The organism is Nocardia sp. CA-128927 (genome assembly GCF_050955855.1).
Classification (GTDB): domain Bacteria; phylum Actinomycetota; class Actinomycetes; order Mycobacteriales; family Mycobacteriaceae; genus Nocardia.
Genome location: NZ_CP192087.1, coordinates 7,552,961 through 7,569,096, shown reverse-complemented (window position 1 = coordinate 7,569,096; position 16,136 = coordinate 7,552,961). Strand labels below are relative to the sequence as shown.

The following is a 16,136-nucleotide window of genomic DNA, read 5'->3' as shown; positions in this document are numbered from 1 at the left end:
GACAGTGTGCGGTGTGTCCGGATTTGCCGGGTAAAACGTGGGTTGATATGCGAGGATCGGGCGATGGACGCCGATTCGGGCACGGCTTGGGTGTATCGCGGTCTACGGATCGCCTTCGGTGTGCTCGGCATCGTCGCACTGGCCTGGATACCGCTGCGCAATATGCACGAGACGGCGTTCTCCACGGGAAACTACTTCAGCTACTTCACCATTCAATCGAACGTGCTCGCGGTGCTGGTGTTGCTGATCGGCGGTTTGCGCGACCCGGACAGCCATCGCTGGGAGGTGCTGCGCGGCGCGACCGCGCTGTATCTGCTCATCACCGGCGTGGTCTACGCGGTGCTGCTGGCCAATATCGATGTGATGCTCACCGATCGCTGGATCAACGACATCCTGCATCGGGTGATGCCGATCGTGCTGGTCGCCGACTGGGTGCTGGTCCCGGCTCGCCGACGGGTGGCCCTGTCGCCGCGCCTGGTCTGTCTGTGGTTGATCTATCCGGTGATCTACGGCATCTACACCCTCATTCGCGGGCCGATCGTCGACTGGTACCCCTACCCGTTCCTGGACCCCCGCCGACAGGGTTACGTCTCGCTGACGATCGGTTTGATCATCCTCACCGCCGTCTTCACCCTGCTGGCCGTCGCTATCGCGGCAGTCGGCGGCCGGGCTCGCCTCCGAACACCATGAGCTCCCGTTCGATCCTGGTAGAGACGTGTTGATGGCCATACGCTTACTCGGCCGAAGCGGTGTTTGGCCTGGTGTAGCGGGTACCGAGGTAATTGACGAGCACACGAGCTGTCGCCGCGATTCGGAGGGCGACACCTTCCTCCGGTAAAGGTGGACACATGAACTCGCTATGGCATGGATTTGCCGACATGGGTGCGGTCGAGCGGGACGGCGCTTTCGTCGTCGCCCGTGGCGAGGGTGCCTACATCTACGACGCCGCCGACAACCGCTACCTGGACGCGACGGCCGGGCTCTGGTTCACCAACGTCGGCCACGGCCGCGGCGAGATCGCCGACGCGGTCGCCGCGCAGCTGCGCCAGGTCGCGCACTACTCCAACTTCGGCGACTTCACCGAACCGGCCACCCAGCAGCTCGCCGAGCGGCTGTCCGCGCTGGCGCCGGTGCCCGGCAGCAAGATCTTCTTCACCTCCGGCGGCTCGGACTCGGTGGACACCGCCGCCAAGCTGGCCCGCCGCTACTGGCACGAGCTCGGCAAGCCGGACAAGACGATCGTGGTCGGGCGGCAGAAGGCCTACCACGGCATGCATGTCGCGGGCACCGCGCTGGCGGGCATTCCGGTCAACCGCGAGGGCTACGGCGAGTTCATGGCCGACGCGCGCACCATCGAATGGGATAACGCCAAGTCGCTGCTCGCGTTGATCGAGGAGGTCGGCGCCGACCGTATCGCCGCGTTCTTCTGCGAGCCGATCATCGGCGCGGGCGGCATCTACCTGCCGCCGGACGGCTACCTCGCCGAGGTGCGTCGCATCTGCCGTGAGCACGACATCCTGTTCGTCGTCGACGAGGTCGTCACCGGGTTCGGCCGGATCGGCGGATCGTGGTTCGCCTCGTCCCGGTTCGACCTGCAGCCGGATCTGATGACGACCGCCAAGGGCCTCACCTCCGGCTACATCCCGATGGGTGCCGTTTTCATCGCGCCGCATATCGCGGAACCGTTCTTCGCGGGTGGTGTCTGGTGGCGGCACGGCTACACCTACGGCGGGCATGCGGGTGCCGCCGCGGCGGCGCTGGCCAACCTCGACATCGTCGAGCGGGAGAACCTTCTCGATGAGTCGGCTCGCTTGGAAGTGACGTTGCACGAGAAGCTCGCGCCGCTGGCCGAGCATCCGCGCGTTGCCGAGGTGCGCAGTGGGCTCGGTGCTGTCGCCGCCGTTCAGCTCGTCGATCCCGCCGAGGGGCTGCCGATGGTGAAAACCCTGCGGGCCCATGGTGTTTCGAGCCGGGCAGCGGGTCAGGGTGCGATGCAGATCTCGCCGTCGTTCGTGATGGCCGACGAGCAGGTCGACGAGATGGTCGAAGGTTTCACCCGCGCGCTCGGCTGAGATCAGGAAACGCTCAGAGCGTGCGGGTCATGTAGTGGCTGTACGGGTCGGGTTTGTAGTCGCCGAAGGGTTCGCAGAACTCGAAACCATGTGCGGCGTAGAGCTTTTGAGCCGGGATGAAGAAGTCCGGTGTGCCTGTCTCCAGGCTCACTCGCCGATACCCGCGAGCCGTTGCCTCGGCGAGTAGGTGGCGCAGCAGGATCGAGGCGATGCCGCGGCGTTTGTGTGTCGCGGCGGTGCGCATGGACTTGATCTCGGCGTGCTCGTTGTCGAGTTCCTTGAGCGCGGCGCAGCCGGCCAGGGTGTCGCCGTCCCAACCGCTCCAGAAGGTGATCTCCGGACGGCGCAGCGCGTCGAGGTCGAGGGCGTGCACACTCTCGGCGGGGGAGTGCGTCGCCAATTCGGCCACGTGTTCGGTGAGCAGAGCGGCGATCTCCGGTCCGGAGAGGTCGTCGACGACGATGCGAAGTTCGAGCGTGGTGGACCCGTCGGCGAGAGCGCCCGCTGTAGCAGACTGGTCGGTGTTGCTAGACATTTGTCCATAGTGCATCGATTCGCCGAGTCATGATCACTCGACGGACCCCGATCGAACAGGCTTTACTGAGAGGGCACTTGCCCGCACTTGCTCGGTGGACATCGCTGTCCGGCCAGGGGGTCTAAATCATGAAGCTCGCCAAGGTCGCAACGCTGGCGGCGGGCGCTGCTCGCCGCGCCGCCGACGAAACCTATTACGCCACACTGGCTTTTCGCGCCGGGCTGGTGACTCCCGAACGACCCGATCGGCTCGCCAAGATGGGCGCGGCTGTCTTCCGGTTCGGCATGCTCGGCGCGCTCCCGTCGGTCGCCGCCCTGCGCTACCGGGACCGCACGGCGCTCATCGATGAACTCGGCGCGCTCACGTTCCGGGAGCTCGACGACCGAACGAACGCGCTGGCCAATGCCTGGCGGGCTCGCGGCCTGCGCGACGGTGAGGGTGTCGCGATTCTCGCCCGTAACCACCGTGGCTTCCACTACGCGGTGTTCGCGGCGGCCAAGTGCGGTGCTCGAATCGTCTTGCTCAATACCGATTTCGCGGGCCCGCAGCTGCGCGAGGTGGTGGCCAGGGAGGGCACCGATCTGCTGGTGTTCGACGAGGAGTACGCGGAGGTGCTCGGCGACCTCACCCCGCCGCGCGGCCGCTACCGCGCCTGGGCCGAGCAGCCCGGCGTCGACACCCTGGACAATCTGATCGCGGGCGTGATCCGCTCGACACCGCGGCGCGCCACCACCACCGCGAAGGTCATCCTGCTGACCAGCGGGACGACCGGAACTCCGAAGGGTGCACCGCGGAGCGAACCGACCTCGCTGGCTCCGCTCGGCGCGATCCTGGACAAGGTGCCGTTCCGGGCCCGTGAGATCACCGAATGTCCGGCGCCGCTGTTCCATACGCTCGGTTTCGCGCACCTGTTTATCGCGCTCGGCTTCGGTTCGACGCTGGTGGTCCGCCGCCGCTTCGACCCGCAGGCCGTGCTGGACAGTCTGCACCGGCATCGTGCCACCGCCTTGATCGCGGTGCCGGTGATGCTGCAGCGGTTGGTCGACCTCGGCCCGGAAGCCCGTGCGGGACATGACTTCTCCGCGCTGCGGATCATCTTCGTCGCAGGCTCGCAGCTCGGTGCGGACCTCTGCGTCAGGGTGACGGAGGCCTTCGGGCCGGTGGTGTACAACATGTACGGCTCCACCGAGGTGGCCTACGCGACTGTCGCCACTCCCGCCGATCTGGCGGTCGAGCCGGGGTGTGTGGGCGGGCCGGTGTCGAGTGCGATCGTGAAGATCGTCGACGAGCACGGTGCGGAATTGCCTGCGGGGCAGACTGGTCGGATCTTTGTCGGCAACAGTTTCCAGTTCGAGGGGTACACCGGCGGTGGTGACAAGGTGCGCGTCGGGGACCTGATGTCTACCGGCGATGTCGGCCACTTCGACAGTGCAGGAAGGCTTTTCATCGATGGCCGAGACGACGACATGATCGTCTCCGGTGGCGAGAACGTCTTCCCCAGCGAGGTCGAGGAACTGCTCTCCGCGCATCCGGCAATTGCGGAGGTGAGTGCCTTCGGCGTGGCCGACGACCGGTACGGGCAGCGGCTGCGCGCGGTGATCGTTGTGCGGGAAGGGCATTCGCTCGCCGAGGACGAGGTGCGCGAGCACGTCAAGGTACATCTGGCTCGGTTCAAGGTGCCGCGCGATGTGCTGTTCATCGATGAACTGCCGCGCAACCCGACGGGGAAGGTGCTCAAACGCGTGCTGCGCGAGCTCTGATCGGGCTCACCGGGTCTGCCCGTTCCTCGCGAACACTCGGCGCAGGATTCCGCGCGGCGGTCGCAGCGCGGCGCGCAGGGGGCTGGTGGGCGGCACGCTGATCAGGCCGCCTCGCTGGTGTACGACGCAGTCGACTACGGAGTCGGCTACGGCTTCCGGATCGGCTAGTGATCCGGAAGAGACGGTGCTGACGGTTACGCCCTTGTCCGCGAGTTCCAGGTCGAGTGCCGCGCCGAGGCCGACCACTCCGTGCTTGGTCGCGCAGTACACCGCGACGCCCAGCGCTGCGGTCACCCCGGCCGCCGTGCCTATGTTCACGATCTGGCCGTGTCCTTGGCTGACGAATCGTTCTGCGGCCAGCCGGGTTCCGATGATCACCGCGCGGAGGTTGATATCGATCTGGAGGTCCGACTCGGCCTCGGATTCGGCGAGGAACGGGCCGGATGGCATGACGTCGGCGGCGTTCACCACCACATCCAGCCCGCCGAGTTTGCGTTCGGCACAGGTGAGGAAACTGCCGAATCGAGCGCTGTCGGTGATGTCGAGTGCAAGTCCGATCACCGTGCCGCCGTGGGATCTGGCGAGTTGGTAGGCGACCGCGCGTACCGCGCCTACGTCCATGTCGCCGATGACGACATCGGCTCCCTCCGCGAGGAACGCCAACGCGGTTTCGCGTCCGATGCCGTGCGCACCCCCGGTGATCGCGACCCGTTTGCCAGCGAGTGTCTTCCGAGACATATGTTTTCGCCTGCCTTAGTCTCTTTCAAACGCTAGATGGTCGCTGGACGGTGTTCCATGCGATATCGGGTCAGCACTTTGCGCAATCCGGCCAGGGGTCGGCGCCGCTGCGTGTGGTCGCGGATGTCCATGCGGACTTCGGCCGAGAAGGTTGCGGAGAGCGGCCACGTCGAACCGGTCGGACGGTTTTGTTTATCGATCCGAACGACCTTGGGAGAGCGGAACATACGATCTCCGGCCAAAAACCTTGCGCATATCGGCCATAGCAAGCAACGATGGACGTGTGGCCTCATGGGAGTGGCGGCGGTCGGTGACACACGCGGTGATCCTCGTCGAGCTCGGGGAAGATCACGGTCTCACCCAGTATCAGTGCCTGCGCGGCACGGATCTGGATCCTCGGGTGCTGAAGACACCCGGCGCGGAGATCACGGCCGCGCAAGAACTCGGCATCGTCCGCAACATAGTGACTCTGCTCGATGATAAGCCCGGCCTCGGGCTCGAAGCAGGGACTCGCACTCACATCACCACCCTCGGTGTGTTCGCCTTAGCGGTGCTCAGCAGTCCGACGATGCGCCAGGCGATCGACGTCGCTATGCGCTACTTCAGCCTGATGACCTCGTTCTCCCGCGCCTGGCACGTCTACCGCGGCGAGGAGATCTGGCTCTACGGCGACGACCGCGAGCTGCCCGACGAACTGCGCGGCTTTCTGGCCGAACGCGACGTGTCCGCGCTGCTGACGAACTGGTTCCTGGTCTTCGGCGTGCCGCCCCCGGTGCTACGCGTCGAGGTCGCCGGTGGGCTGCGGCCGCGACTGGCGCCGATCTTCGACCAGTTCGAGATCCCGAGCACCGACTCCGCGGAATTGCAGACCGCGGTCTTCGACGCGACCGGCATCGATGAGCCGATGCCGCAGGCCAGTCCGCTCACCGCGCAGCTGTTCGAGGAGCAGTGCGACGATCTGCTGCAGCGGCGCGGCCTGCGGCAGGGTGTGGCCGGTTCGGTGCGGTCGATGCTGATGCATCAGATGAACGGCAGGCTGAGTCAGGAAGACGTCGCGGCCGGGTTGCACATGAGCCTGCGGACCATGCGCCGTCGGTTGGCCGAAGAGGGCACGTCTTACCGCCAGCTCTGTGCCGAAACCTTCGGCACGCTCGCCGAGGAACTGCTTTCGACCGGACTGACGGTCGAGGACGTTGCCTACCGGATGGGATATTCGGGCGCGCCGAGCTTTTCGAACGCGTTCAAGCAGTGGCGCGGCGTGTCGCCGGGGCGATTTGCCCGTTCCGCCGTCGATCGTTACCGGCAGACGGTGCCGCACTGAGATTGCGAGCCGCGCGAAAAGGGCACCCTTGCCGTTATCGGGTGCGAGCATAGAACGGGCAGGTCCACGGTCGCCGCGACGAGAGGTGGTGGGATGTGGGGCAGTTCGTGCAGGAGCATGCCGCGTTGCGGTGGTCGGTGGTGGCGGCGTTTCTGATCGCGGGGGCGATTGTGCTCGGGAGGTTGGCCGCGCCCGCTCGACTCGTCGCTGGTGAGTCGGCGGGATTCGGTCCTGCTACGGATCATGCTTGGCGGCAAGGGGGTTCAGCTGGCTCGACGGCCGTCGGGTATCACGAATCCGATGCCGCTCACCTGATCATGTGCCTGGTGATGCTCTCGATGCTCGTGTTTCCGACCGGCGCGAGCCCGTCCGCCGTGCGTGGAGTACTCACCGCCATGATCGTGGTGTTCGCGGCGTTGTTGGTGAGTCGAATCTCGGAGTGGCGCAGCGGGGCTCCGGCGGTGCGGCTTGTGCCGCTGGGTTACCACACGGTAACCGCCGCCGCAATGCTGTACGCGATGTCCGGACACTCGATGTCCGGTCACACCGGCGGACCCGCCACGATTCCGGCGCTCGGCCTCGCCGCACTGTTCGCCGCGGACGCGCTGCTGGTCGCGCTCGCGGTCGGCCGTCCATCCGCCAACACGCCGGGCCACCTGGGCATTCTGCTTCGCTCCGGTGGGTGTGTCGCGGCGCTGACCGGGCCGAAACAGCGCTCGGCGATGGTGCCGCATGTGGTCATGGATCTCGGTACCGCCTACATGCTGATCGCAGCCGTTTCGAGTTGACCGGCGCCGCAGACCAATCCGCGCGCCAGGTCATACCGAACCCCTGTCTATGCAGGCAGGGATTCGGCCATGACGGAGCACGGTTTTGCTTCAGCACATCGGTCCGGCGATCCAGCGCTGGACGGGGCAGACGATGACTCGTTACGTCTGTGCGCACCGCCCAGCGAACTCGACCGACACCGATCCGTCCTGGCCGCCCGCCGACTCGCCACGCTGCTCGCGGCGACCGGTACGGGGGACCGCGCCGCATTCACCGAGTTCTACCGGCTCACCAGCCCGCGGGTCTTCGGGCTCGGCGTGCGCATCCTGCGCAGCCACGCCACCGCGGAGGAAGTCACCCAGGAGGTGTACCTCCAGGTGTGGTCGACGGCCGATCGCTACGACGCGAAGCTGGCCAGCCCGGTCGGCTGGCTCATGATGCTCGCACACCGCCGCGCGGTCGACCGGGTGCGCGCGGAAGCCGCCGCCGCGGTCCGGGACCTGACCTACGCGCACTCGCACGCGGGCCGCGATCACGACGTCGTCGCCGAATCGGTGACGCAGCGGATGGAGGAACTGGCGGTCCGCTGTGGCCTGGACGCGCTCACCGCGACGCAGCGTGAGGCGATCGCACTCGCCTACTACACCGGGCGGACGTACCGTGAAGTCGCAGACCATCTATCGGTGCCGTTACCGACCATCAAGACCCGCATCCGTGATGGGCTGAAGAGACTGGAGAAATGCTTGTCCGTAGAAGGCGCCGATGGCTGAGAACCCCCCGCGGTCCGACGCGGAACTGCTCGACCTGGCGTACCCGTGCGCGTTGGACGCCGTCGGCGATATCGAACGCCGGCACATCGAGGAGCGGCTGGCGAAGGCTGATCCGGCTGTGCAGCAAGCGTTCTCGGAAACAGTAGAGCGGATGCACGAGGTGATGGCGCGGGTCGCGGAACTCGACGCACAGGTGCCACCGCCGGAGTTGGAGGCGCGGATTCTGGCGGCCCTGCCCGATGACGAGCGCGCCGAGCTCCCGTCGGCGTGGCAGCGGCGGATGCGGTGGGTGGTGCCGGTGGCCGCGGCAGCCTGCCTGGTGATCGGAGGCAGCGTGATCGCCAACCGAATCGGTGAGCCGCCGCCCGCAGTCCCTGGTGCGGAGCAGGTGCACCGGCAACCGGACGCGCGCACGTTGACCAAGCCGGTCACCGGCGGTGGCGCCGTTGTGGTGGAGGTGTCGCCGCAGCAGCGACTCGCGGTGGTCGCGTTCGACGGCGTGGCTGAACCGCCGTCCGGGCGGGTGTATCAGGTATGGCTGGTGCCCGCTGGCACCGAGCCGACGCCGCGGTCTGCCGGGGTGCTCGATGAATTGCCCTCGGCGTCAAAGCCATTCGTGACGGCCTTCGATTCCGGCGAGACGCTGGCGGTGACCGTCGAGCCGCCGGGCGGATCGCCGGGGCCGACGACTGACCCGATCGCCGGGGTGCCGTTGCCTTGAGTGGTACCGCCTGGCGATCGATGCCCGAGCCTTGTATTCGACTGTGCTGCAACCGGCTTCGGTTGCAGCAGCATCCGCCGCGACCCGGCAGTGCGTGATTCGAGGTGCGCTCAGATCTCCACTGACTGGTCGGCGACTACGCGGCCGCCGAGGCGGACCCAACCGTCGGAGTCCCAGGAGGTGAAGAGTTGGGAGCCTTTGCCCTGGGTGATGACCAGGCCGCGGCGTAGGAGTGCGGTGATGGCGACGGCTGCGGCGCCGGTGGCTTCGTCCTCGGCGATTCCCAAGGTGGGGGCGAACATTCGGGAGCGGAGGGCGCCGCGGTTCTCGTCGGACCAGGCCCAGAAGTAGTGCGGGCCGCCGGTGAAGTCGTCGGGGCGCAGGTTGGTCAGTTCGTCGAGGTCGGCGAGCTGGTGGAAGGTGAAGTCGGGTGCCCATTCGCCGCGGGCGGTGATCCAGGTGAGGCCCTCGGTCAGCTCGACCGCCACGGGTCCAGCTGGGACGGTCAGTCGCCGTATCGGCTTGCCCTGCGCGGCGAACCACCAAGCGATGCCTACCGAGGGGTGTCCGGCGAACGGCAGCTCGACGGCGGGGGTGTAGATCCGCACGCGCGCCACCTCGTCGACCGGCTCTTCGACCACGACGGTTTCGCTGTATCCGGCTTTCGCCGCGAGCGCCTGTCGATCGGCTTCGGCCACGTCCGCGGCCCGCGCGATCCCCAATTCGTTCCCGAACCGCCCGGCGGCATCGGTGAAGACTCGCACCACGTCAAGCTGTGTGCCCATGGTTGCCGAGCCTACTAGCCCGCGCCGACATCGAACTGTCGCGTGGCCCACACCGGGCGTTCATCGAGACGTTGTCGCTGGTCAGCCGGGGCATGAAAGAGGCCGCCGACGGTCCGCTGTGCGGACTGTCGGCGGCCTCGTTTTCGATTGCTCAGACCGAGGTGGCCGCAAGCGTTTCGGTTGACTGCACAGCCTGTCCGACGCCGGCGACGATCGCGGCCGCGCGCAGCGACTCGAAGATCACCTCACGAGACACGCCCGCCTCACGCAGCGTGTGCTCGTGTGCCTCCAGGCAATGCCCGCAGCCGTTGATCGAGGAGACCGCGAACGACCACAGCTCGAAATCGGCCTTGTCGACCCCCGGGGTACCGATGATCTGCATGCGCAGACCGGCCCGCAGGTCGTCGTAGCGCCCGCCGAGAAATGCCTTGCCGCGGTAGAACACATTGTTCATGCCCATGATCGAGGCGGCGCCGAGCGCGGCGTTGTACGCCTCCTCGGACAGCACGTCCGCGGCTTCCTCGGCGATCTCGCGCAGCGTGGTCGCCGACCGGGTCGCGGCTGCCGACGCAAGCAGGGTGCCCCACAGCTGCTGTTCGTTCAGCACGGTGGTGCGCGCGAGCGATGACAGATTGAGCTTGAGGTCCTTGGCGTACTCGGGGAGGGAGTTCTTCAGGTTCTCAATGCTCACGACTGCGCCTCGCTGGCGCTCGGCTCCGTCGTGCCCATGGGCGCTGTGCCCATGATTCGCTCGCTGCGCTCGCTCATGGCTTTGTATCCTCTTCTCGTTCCAAGGTTTTCGTGCTTTGTGGTGCTGGACTCAGACGCTCGCGGCGAGCAGTTCGCCCGCGTTGATGGTCGGGTCGCCCTTCTTCCAGTTGCAGGCGCACAGCTCGTCGGACTGCAGCGCGTCGAGCACCCGCAGCACCTCGTCGACGTTGCGGCCGACCGAACCCGCGGTGACCGAGACGAACTGCACCTCGTTGTTCGGGTCGACGATGAAGGTCGCGCGGTCGGCGACGCCGTCGGCGTTGAGAACGCCACTGGCGGCGGCCAATTCGCGCTTGAGGTCGGACAGGATCGGGAACGGCAGGGTCTTCAGGTCCTCGTGCTGGGCGCGCCACTGGAAGTGCACGAACTCGTTGTCGACCGAGGCGCCGAGCACCTGCGCGTCACGGTCCGCGAATTCCTCGTTGAGCTTGCCGAACGCAGCGATCTCCGTCGGGCACACGAAGGTGAAGTCCTTCGGCCAGAAGAAGACGATCCGCCACTTGCCCGCGTGATCGTCGCTGGTGATCTGGGTGAAGTAATCGTCAGGCTGCTGAGCGTCGACCTTGGACAGATCACCACCGATGACAGCGGTGAGGTTGTATGCCGGGAATTGGTCGCCGATGGTCAGCAAGGCCATGCCTAATCTCCTCGTTCTGGGTGGGTTTGCTAGCACTGTGCAGAAAAGCAGAAAAGCTCCCTTGCGATCTTGCCGAAGGGCTGGTGAAAGGTAAAGGTGATCAGTCGCACTACACTGATAGCCGTGACCGATCAGACTTATCAGCCGACCCTGTCACAGCTGCGTGCGTTCGTGGCGGTCGCGGAATACCGCCACTTCGGCACTGCCGCAGCGCGGCTCAGTGTGAGCCAACCCACGCTATCGCAGGCGCTCGCGGCACTTGAACACGGGCTCGGACTGCAACTGATCGAGCGAAGCACGCGGCGGGTGCTCGTCACCGCCGCGGGGATGCGGTTGCTGCCGAAGGCGATGGCGACGCTCGAGGCGGCTGATCGTTTCGTGGCATCGGCGACCGGTGACGGTCTCGGCGGCACATTGCGGATGGGCATCATTCCGACGGTTGCTCCCTATGTGCTGCCTGCTCTTCTTCCGGAGTTACACAAGAAGTTACCCGCACTCCACCCGCAGGTGATCGAGGATCAGACCGCGCGGCTGCTGGACGGGCTGCGCACCGGCGTGCTCGACGTCGCGTTGCTCGCGTTGCCGACCGAGGTCCCCGGCTTGGTCGAGATCCCGCTCTACACCGAGGAATTCGTGTTGGTGACGCCGCGCGGACACGAGCTGGCGGGGCGCACCGACCTCGTGCCGTCGGTCCTCGATTCTTTGCCGCTGCTGTTGCTCGACGAGGGCCACTGCCTGCGCGACCAAACCCTGGACCTGTGCCGCTCCGCCGAGGTCCACCCGGCCGCGGTCGGTGACACCCGCGCTGCCTCGCTGGCGACCGTAGTGCAGTGTGTCGCAGGCGGTCTCGGCATCACCCTCATCCCGGAAATGGCCGTCGCCTCCGAAACAGCCCGCGGCACACTCGATATCGCCCACTTCGCCGCCCCCGCCCCCGGTCGCACCATCGGCCTCGCCTACCGCACGTCCACCGCTCGGGCGGAGGACTACGAGTACCTCGCCGCGATCATCCGCACTATGCGTCCGGTGTAGAAGATGCTCGGCGCCAGTCTGTTTCGGCGCCGAGGTTGCGATGATGGTCTCGCCGAGGAGGATGATTCGAGCGAACTGGCGGCCGGTGCGCATAGAGCCGGGGCCGAGGTGGGTGAGGCCGTCCCGTGCTCGCGGGCGTCGTGCGAATGCGAGAGGAGCTGCCGAATGGGCTTGCCGCCGTCGAGCGTCAGAAGGTGGGATCGGTGTGCCGCACAGGGGCATTCGTTGTTCGCCTGCGGAACATTGCAATTCCCGGAGGTACTGGAGGTCCTGATCGGCCGCGTACCTTCGCAAGAACCCGCCGCCGCACCCGGCTGCCGGGTCGCAGCCCTACCCGGCCGCATCTACCCCGGCCTCGTCCCGAAATCGAAGGCCTTGACTCGCGGAGTTGTGCTCAAGGGCCTCACCGCAGGGGAGTGGGAGATCCTCGACGCCTTCGAAGACGACGAGTACGACCTCCGCGCAACCCAACTTACCAACCCTCAAGGCCCGGCCTGGACCTACATCTGGACAGCCGCTGTCGCGCAAGATGATTGGTACCCAGACCACTTCGTCACCACTCGCCTCCCACGCTTCGTCACCCACTGCGCCGAATGGCGACGTGGGTTAGAGGTGCGGTCCGATCGACAGGACAGTGATCACTGACACCGATTCGCCGTCGCGTTCGAAGTCCGGTCCGTACATCCAGTAGATACGCCATGCGCCCGGCGTGTGGTTCTCGATGTATGAGTCCCAGATCTTTTCCTTCTCCATGCCAGGAAAGTTCTGGTAGCGATGGGAATTCAAACCGGGGTAGAGCGGGTCTGCCTGCAGTAGGCCCAGTGCTTTGTGGACCTTTCTGAGTTTGGTTGCCGTGTTGGGCCTTTCGGCCAATCTGTGCAAGGCATCGGCGGCGGCCCGGGCGAAGCGCAGTTCGTAGGCCACCGGTCAGGCCTTGTCCTCGGGGTCGGTGGCGAACTGCGTGAAGTCGCCGAGGTCGACCGTGTCGCCGGACTCGGCGTCTTTGACGCCTTGCCGGATCTCCGCGGCCAGGTGCGGGTTTTCCCACACCATCATTTCGCGTTCCAGAATCGAGACCACCGGCACCAAAACCACCACCCCGTCGTTGTCGATGCGTACCTGATATCGGCGGCCCGGCCGCGCGCCCGCGCGCCCCAATGCGACGCGCCCGCGGGAATCGGCCTCGCTTTCGCCGACGATCTCGAAGCGGCTCAGGTCCAAACCAGACATTGTCATCGCATTACCTCCGTATCCATCATGTCACCATGTGTGCATGTGGGCAATACCCACTTGGTGTAGATTCAGCCGAGTTGGCGTTAGTAGACGACCGGTCGTATATTCGGGGGATGGCGCGACCGCGACGGAGTGGGGACACTCGGCAGCTTCTGGTGGAGGAGGGGGCTGCTGGGTTCTTGGCGAGTGGGTATCACGGGACCGGGATCAAGCAGGTGCTGGACAAGGTGGGGGTGCCTAAGGGGTCGTTTTATAACTACTTCGATAGCAAGGAGAGTTTTGGGCGGGCGGTGATCGAGCATCATTCGCTGTGCGTGCAGCGGAATTTGAGTGAGGCGTTCGGGGCGGCACCGGATCCGGTCAGTGGGTTGCGGGCGTTTTTCGGGCGGCTGATGGATGACTTCGTCGAGGCGGAGTTCACCGGAGGGTGCTTGATCGCGAATCTGGGTGGGGAGCTGGAAGGTAGTGAGCTGCTTCGGGAGTCGTTGTCGAGCGCGTGGGGGGCGTGGCGTGATCGGGTGGCCGAGCAACTGCGGGAAGCGCAGGGGCTGGGGATGATTCGGGATGATATCGATGCGATCGATCTGGCTGATCTGTTGCTCGAATCTTGGGAGGGGGCGGTGATCCGGATGAAGATCGATCGGACGTTGGCGCCGCTGAACAAGTGTTTGGATCGTTTGCTGGGGGACTACTTCCTGCCCTGAACTGGGGCTTTCTAGAGGGTCATCTTGCTTGCCTATTCCAAGACGACCGGTCGTATCAATGATAGAAGGAGAGTACATATGACGAAGACGGTGATCGTGACTGGATCTTCCAGTGGGATCGGGCGGGATATCGCGCGGGCTTTTGTGGAGCGCGGGGACAACGTGGTGCTCAACGGTCGCGACTCGGGCAAGCTCGCCGATGTGGCGGCGGAGCTGGGCGCGGCCGAGCGGGTGGCCACGTTCGCGGGTGATATCGGCTCTCCCGCAACGGGTTCCGAGCTGGTTCGGGCTGCGGTCGAGCGGTTCGGTGGCGTTGATGTCCTGGTGAACAACGCCGGTATCTTCGGTGCCAAGCCGTTCGTGGACGTCACCGAGGAGGATCTCGACAGCTATTTGAACGGCAACCTGAAGGGCACGTACTTCACCACGCAGGCGGTGGTGCGGCAGCTGAAGCAACAGGCCGCGGGCGGGAGCATCGTGAACATCGGCACGGTGCTCATCAACCACGCGCTGGCGGGGCTGCCTGCTTCCGCGGCGCTTTGGTCAGCAAGGGCGGCGTGCACGCGCTGACCACCAGCCTCGCCGCGGAACTCGCGGCGGACGGGATCAGGGTCAATGCTGTCGCGCCCGGCATCATCCGCACCCCGCTGTTCGGGGACGGCGACGAAACCGCTTCCGGCCGACTGGCTTTGCTGAATCGAATCGGTGAGGTGTCGGAAACCACCGCCGCGGTGCTGTATCTCGCGGACGCCGAGTTCACCACCGGCCACATCTTCCCCGTCGACGGCGGGTTCATCGCGGGGCGGGCCGCCTGATGCCGTACGCCAACATCAAGGTCACCGACGAAGGCGTGACGCGGGAACAGAAGGCGCGGTTGATCAAAGGCGTCACCGACCTGCTTCAGGACGTCCTCGACAAGGACCCGGCCACCACCTTCGTAGTCATCGACGAGGTCGAACTCACCAACTGGGGCGTCGGCGGCTTGAACGTCGAGGACTACCGCAAGCAATCCTGACCGGCGAAACCAAACAGCACCGGCTCCCAAGTGAAATCACTTGGGAGCCGGTGCGTTGGGTCGTTCTATACGCGCAGTGCGTACGGTTCGATCGCGCCGCGCTCGAGCGCCCGCGCATCGACGGTCTCCGGACGATACGGCAGCGTGACCAGACGATCGGTCATGCTCTGCACCGGGTCGGCGATCCGCTCGTTCAACCCGAACAGGAACGTCCACTCGTGCTCGTCACTGCCGTACTGCACCACGGTGCCGAACTGCTCGTGGAAGCGGCTCCAGGACCGCTTCAACGTCTCGTTGCGCCACATGGTCGCGCACCCTGCCTGCGCGCTCAGCACACCACCGGGGGCGAGCAGAGCCCGACATCGGGACAGGAACTCCGACTCGTAGAGGCGGTTGTGCTGCGCGTCTTCGACCCGCTCGTCGGGCAGGTCGATCACGATGACGTCGTAGCGGGTGCCCGCCTCGGCGGCCTTGGCCAGGAAGTCCCAGCCGTCGGCGTAGTGCACCTTGACCGGGCCCTCGCCGCGAACGGCGGCGGCCAGCTCGTCGCTGGTGTAGCCGTAGGGCAGGTGCTCGGCGCACAGCTCGACCTCGAGTTGATCGATGTCGACGTGATCCACCAGCGACGCGCCGGCGGCGACCGACATCTGACTGGCCACGCCCTCACCGGAACCGATGATGAGCACCTTCTCCAGCTTCTCGGCCAGTGCGAAGGCGGGGACCATCATCGCCTCGTGATAGGTCACCTGGGAGAACTCCGTGGACTGGCGATCGTCGTCGGAGAACAGGCTGATGCCCTGCTCGGTGCGCGCGATCACCATGTGCTGGAACGGGGTATTGGTGTCCACGATGACCTCGTGCAGGTCCCAGATGCGGGTCAGGCCCGCGCCCACCGGTTCCTCGATCCGCTGCGAGCCGTGCCCGCGGCGGATGACCTGCATTCGAACGTCCTTGGGAGACAACTTATCCCGTAGCATCTCGACAGCTTTCGACGCACCGGCGCCGATACTGCCGCAGGTGAAGACGTCGACAAAGATGTCGCCGGACTCCGGATAGGTGTGAATCGAGGCGTGAGACTCCGACAACAGCGCGAGGACAGTCACCCCCTGCGGATCGAACTTCTTGTGTACGACATCGCAGATGGTGACGCCCGCCGCGATCAAAGACTCACGCAACGCCGATTCGAGTCGTTCGAGGTCGTCGCAAAGGGTCGCGTCGACGCCACCGAACTCGGCCAGCACGTGCCAGCCGGTGAAATCCGCCGTCATGGGCAA

21 protein-coding genes are annotated in these 16,136 nt (G+C 65.9%); 13 read left to right on the top strand and 8 right to left on the bottom strand.

The window, feature by feature from the left end:
• Positions 1 to 63: 63 nt before the first annotated feature.
• Together ACQPW1_RS34850 and ACQPW1_RS34845 are read left to right on the top strand one after the other, a co-directional pair.
• A complete protein-coding gene (locus tag ACQPW1_RS34850) occupies positions 64 to 690 on the top strand; it encodes a Pr6Pr family membrane protein (protein WP_433656421.1) in 627 nt (208 codons plus the stop codon).
• A gap of 158 nt (positions 691 to 848) precedes the next feature.
• On the top strand, positions 849 to 2,072 hold the full coding sequence (locus ACQPW1_RS34845; protein WP_433656419.1) for an aspartate aminotransferase family protein: 1,224 nt from the start codon (positions 849 to 851) through the stop codon (positions 2,070 to 2,072).
• A 13-nt stretch (positions 2,073 to 2,085) separates the two neighbouring features.
• Here the strand turns inward: ACQPW1_RS34845 and ACQPW1_RS34840 are convergent, their stop codons facing one another.
• Positions 2,086 to 2,607 carry a GNAT family N-acetyltransferase gene (locus tag ACQPW1_RS34840; RefSeq protein ID WP_433656417.1) on the bottom strand — a complete coding sequence of 174 codons (522 nt, stop codon included), beginning with the start codon at positions 2,605 to 2,607 and terminating at the stop codon, positions 2,086 to 2,088.
• 128 nt (positions 2,608 to 2,735) lie between these two features.
• Here ACQPW1_RS34840 and ACQPW1_RS34835 point away from each other — a divergent pair, with 128 nt between their 5' ends.
• Positions 2,736 to 4,367 (top strand): acyl-CoA synthetase, encoded by a 1,632-nt coding sequence (locus ACQPW1_RS34835; protein ID WP_433656415.1) that lies wholly within the window; start codon positions 2,736 to 2,738, stop codon positions 4,365 to 4,367.
• Positions 4,368 to 4,373: 6 nt separating this feature from the next.
• On the opposite strand, the gene ACQPW1_RS34830 is transcribed toward ACQPW1_RS34835, so the two are convergent.
• Complete coding sequence (locus ACQPW1_RS34830; protein WP_433656413.1) at positions 4,374 to 5,105, bottom strand: SDR family NAD(P)-dependent oxidoreductase; 732 nt, start codon at positions 5,103 to 5,105, stop codon at positions 4,374 to 4,376.
• Positions 5,106 to 5,388: 283 nt separating this feature from the next.
• Here ACQPW1_RS34830 and ACQPW1_RS34825 point away from each other — a divergent pair, with 283 nt between their 5' ends.
• From ACQPW1_RS34825 to ACQPW1_RS34810, 4 genes are all read left to right on the top strand, one after another.
• Positions 5,389 to 6,426 (top strand): AraC family transcriptional regulator ligand-binding domain-containing protein, encoded by a 1,038-nt coding sequence (locus ACQPW1_RS34825; protein ID WP_433656411.1) that lies wholly within the window; start codon positions 5,389 to 5,391, stop codon positions 6,424 to 6,426.
• A 95-nt stretch (positions 6,427 to 6,521) separates the two neighbouring features.
• Positions 6,522 to 7,214: a DUF5134 domain-containing protein gene (locus ACQPW1_RS34820; protein WP_433656409.1), complete on the top strand. Its 693-nt coding sequence runs from the start codon at positions 6,522 to 6,524 to the stop codon at positions 7,212 to 7,214.
• 69 nt (positions 7,215 to 7,283) lie between these two features.
• Positions 7,284 to 7,964, top strand: coding sequence for an ECF RNA polymerase sigma factor SigK (sigK, locus tag ACQPW1_RS34815; RefSeq protein ID WP_433656407.1), 681 nt, complete (start codon positions 7,284 to 7,286; stop codon positions 7,962 to 7,964).
• On the top strand, positions 7,957 to 8,685 hold the full coding sequence (locus tag ACQPW1_RS34810; RefSeq protein ID WP_433656405.1) for an anti-sigma factor: 729 nt from the start codon (positions 7,957 to 7,959) through the stop codon (positions 8,683 to 8,685). The genes sigK and ACQPW1_RS34810 overlap by 8 nt, the downstream gene beginning before the upstream one ends.
• 110 nt (positions 8,686 to 8,795) lie before the next feature.
• On the opposite strand, the gene ACQPW1_RS34805 is transcribed toward ACQPW1_RS34810, so the two are convergent.
• The 3 genes from ACQPW1_RS34805 to ACQPW1_RS34795 form a co-directional block, all read right to left on the bottom strand.
• Entirely contained in the window at positions 8,796 to 9,470 is a 675-nt protein-coding gene (locus ACQPW1_RS34805; RefSeq protein ID WP_433656403.1) for a PhzF family phenazine biosynthesis protein, read from the bottom strand.
• A 151-nt stretch (positions 9,471 to 9,621) separates the two neighbouring features.
• Positions 9,622 to 10,161, bottom strand: coding sequence for a carboxymuconolactone decarboxylase family protein (locus ACQPW1_RS34800; protein WP_433656401.1), 540 nt, complete (start codon positions 10,159 to 10,161; stop codon positions 9,622 to 9,624).
• A 129-nt stretch (positions 10,162 to 10,290) separates the two neighbouring features.
• Positions 10,291 to 10,878 (bottom strand): peroxiredoxin, encoded by a 588-nt coding sequence (locus ACQPW1_RS34795; protein ID WP_433656400.1) that lies wholly within the window; start codon positions 10,876 to 10,878, stop codon positions 10,291 to 10,293.
• A gap of 123 nt (positions 10,879 to 11,001) precedes the next feature.
• Between ACQPW1_RS34795 and ACQPW1_RS34790 the strand changes: the two genes are divergently transcribed.
• Together ACQPW1_RS34790 and ACQPW1_RS34785 are read left to right on the top strand one after the other, a co-directional pair.
• Positions 11,002 to 11,910: a hydrogen peroxide-inducible genes activator gene (locus ACQPW1_RS34790; RefSeq protein ID WP_433656398.1), complete on the top strand. Its 909-nt coding sequence runs from the start codon at positions 11,002 to 11,004 to the stop codon at positions 11,908 to 11,910.
• Positions 11,911 to 12,075: 165 nt separating this feature from the next.
• Positions 12,076 to 12,555 carry a gamma-glutamylcyclotransferase family protein gene (locus tag ACQPW1_RS34785; RefSeq protein WP_433656396.1) on the top strand — a complete coding sequence of 160 codons (480 nt, stop codon included), beginning with the start codon at positions 12,076 to 12,078 and terminating at the stop codon, positions 12,553 to 12,555.
• Here ACQPW1_RS34785 and ACQPW1_RS34780 read toward each other — a convergent pair.
• Complete coding sequence (locus tag ACQPW1_RS34780) at positions 12,517 to 12,834, bottom strand: hypothetical protein (protein ID WP_433656394.1); 318 nt, start codon at positions 12,832 to 12,834, stop codon at positions 12,517 to 12,519. The genes ACQPW1_RS34785 and ACQPW1_RS34780 overlap by 39 nt on opposite strands.
• 3 nt (positions 12,835 to 12,837) lie before the next feature.
• Entirely contained in the window at positions 12,838 to 13,146 is a 309-nt protein-coding gene (locus ACQPW1_RS34775; protein ID WP_433656392.1) for a hypothetical protein, read from the bottom strand.
• Between the two features lie 110 nt (positions 13,147 to 13,256).
• On the opposite strand from ACQPW1_RS34775, the gene ACQPW1_RS34770 reads away from it, so the two are divergent.
• The 4 genes from ACQPW1_RS34770 to ACQPW1_RS34755 all read left to right on the top strand — a co-directional run bounded on the left by ACQPW1_RS34770 (position 13,257) and on the right by ACQPW1_RS34755 (position 14,862).
• Positions 13,257 to 13,847 carry a TetR family transcriptional regulator C-terminal domain-containing protein gene (locus ACQPW1_RS34770; RefSeq protein WP_433656391.1) on the top strand — a complete coding sequence of 197 codons (591 nt, stop codon included), beginning with the start codon at positions 13,257 to 13,259 and terminating at the stop codon, positions 13,845 to 13,847.
• Between the two features lie 78 nt (positions 13,848 to 13,925).
• Positions 13,926 to 14,417 (top strand): SDR family NAD(P)-dependent oxidoreductase, encoded by a 492-nt coding sequence (locus tag ACQPW1_RS34765; RefSeq protein ID WP_433656389.1) that lies wholly within the window; start codon positions 13,926 to 13,928, stop codon positions 14,415 to 14,417.
• Positions 14,405 to 14,662, top strand: coding sequence for an SDR family oxidoreductase (locus ACQPW1_RS34760; protein ID WP_433656387.1), 258 nt, complete (start codon positions 14,405 to 14,407; stop codon positions 14,660 to 14,662). The genes ACQPW1_RS34765 and ACQPW1_RS34760 overlap by 13 nt, the downstream gene beginning before the upstream one ends.
• Positions 14,662 to 14,862, top strand: a complete 201-nt coding sequence (locus tag ACQPW1_RS34755) for a tautomerase family protein (RefSeq protein ID WP_433656386.1) — start codon at positions 14,662 to 14,664, stop codon at positions 14,860 to 14,862. The genes ACQPW1_RS34760 and ACQPW1_RS34755 overlap by 1 nt, the downstream gene beginning before the upstream one ends.
• 65 nt (positions 14,863 to 14,927) lie before the next feature.
• On the opposite strand, the gene speD is transcribed toward ACQPW1_RS34755, so the two are convergent.
• Positions 14,928 to 16,130, bottom strand: a complete 1,203-nt coding sequence (gene speD, locus ACQPW1_RS34750) for an adenosylmethionine decarboxylase (RefSeq protein WP_433656384.1) — start codon at positions 16,128 to 16,130, stop codon at positions 14,928 to 14,930.
• Positions 16,131 to 16,136: the final 6 nt, after the last annotated feature.

Bases quoted from the DNA above. Each gene is read 5' to 3' on its own strand.
- ACQPW1_RS34850 (WP_433656421.1), top strand. From the start codon at position 64: ATGGACGCCGATTCGGGCACGGCTTGGGTGTATCGCGGTCTACGGATC.
- ACQPW1_RS34845 (WP_433656419.1), top strand. From the start codon at position 849: ATGAACTCGCTATGGCATGGATTTGCCGACATGGGTGCGGTCGAGCGG.
- ACQPW1_RS34840 (WP_433656417.1), bottom strand. From the start codon at position 2,607: ATGTCTAGCAACACCGACCAGTCTGCTACAGCGGGCGCTCTCGCCGAC.
- ACQPW1_RS34835 (WP_433656415.1), top strand. From the start codon at position 2,736: ATGAAGCTCGCCAAGGTCGCAACGCTGGCGGCGGGCGCTGCTCGCCGC.
- ACQPW1_RS34830 (WP_433656413.1), bottom strand. From the start codon at position 5,105: ATGTCTCGGAAGACACTCGCTGGCAAACGGGTCGCGATCACCGGGGGT.
- sigK (WP_433656407.1), top strand. From the start codon at position 7,284: ATGACGGAGCACGGTTTTGCTTCAGCACATCGGTCCGGCGATCCAGCG.
- ACQPW1_RS34810 (WP_433656405.1), top strand. From the start codon at position 7,957: ATGGCTGAGAACCCCCCGCGGTCCGACGCGGAACTGCTCGACCTGGCG.
- ACQPW1_RS34805 (WP_433656403.1), bottom strand. From the start codon at position 9,470: ATGGGCACACAGCTTGACGTGGTGCGAGTCTTCACCGATGCCGCCGGG.
- ACQPW1_RS34795 (WP_433656400.1), bottom strand. From the start codon at position 10,878: ATGGCCTTGCTGACCATCGGCGACCAATTCCCGGCATACAACCTCACC.
- ACQPW1_RS34785 (WP_433656396.1), top strand. From the start codon at position 12,076: ATGGGCTTGCCGCCGTCGAGCGTCAGAAGGTGGGATCGGTGTGCCGCA.
- ACQPW1_RS34775 (WP_433656392.1), bottom strand. From the start codon at position 13,146: ATGACAATGTCTGGTTTGGACCTGAGCCGCTTCGAGATCGTCGGCGAA.
- ACQPW1_RS34770 (WP_433656391.1), top strand. From the start codon at position 13,257: ATGGCGCGACCGCGACGGAGTGGGGACACTCGGCAGCTTCTGGTGGAG.
- ACQPW1_RS34765 (WP_433656389.1), top strand. From the start codon at position 13,926: ATGACGAAGACGGTGATCGTGACTGGATCTTCCAGTGGGATCGGGCGG.
- ACQPW1_RS34755 (WP_433656386.1), top strand. From the start codon at position 14,662: ATGCCGTACGCCAACATCAAGGTCACCGACGAAGGCGTGACGCGGGAA.
- speD (WP_433656384.1), bottom strand. From the start codon at position 16,130: ATGACGGCGGATTTCACCGGCTGGCACGTGCTGGCCGAGTTCGGTGGC.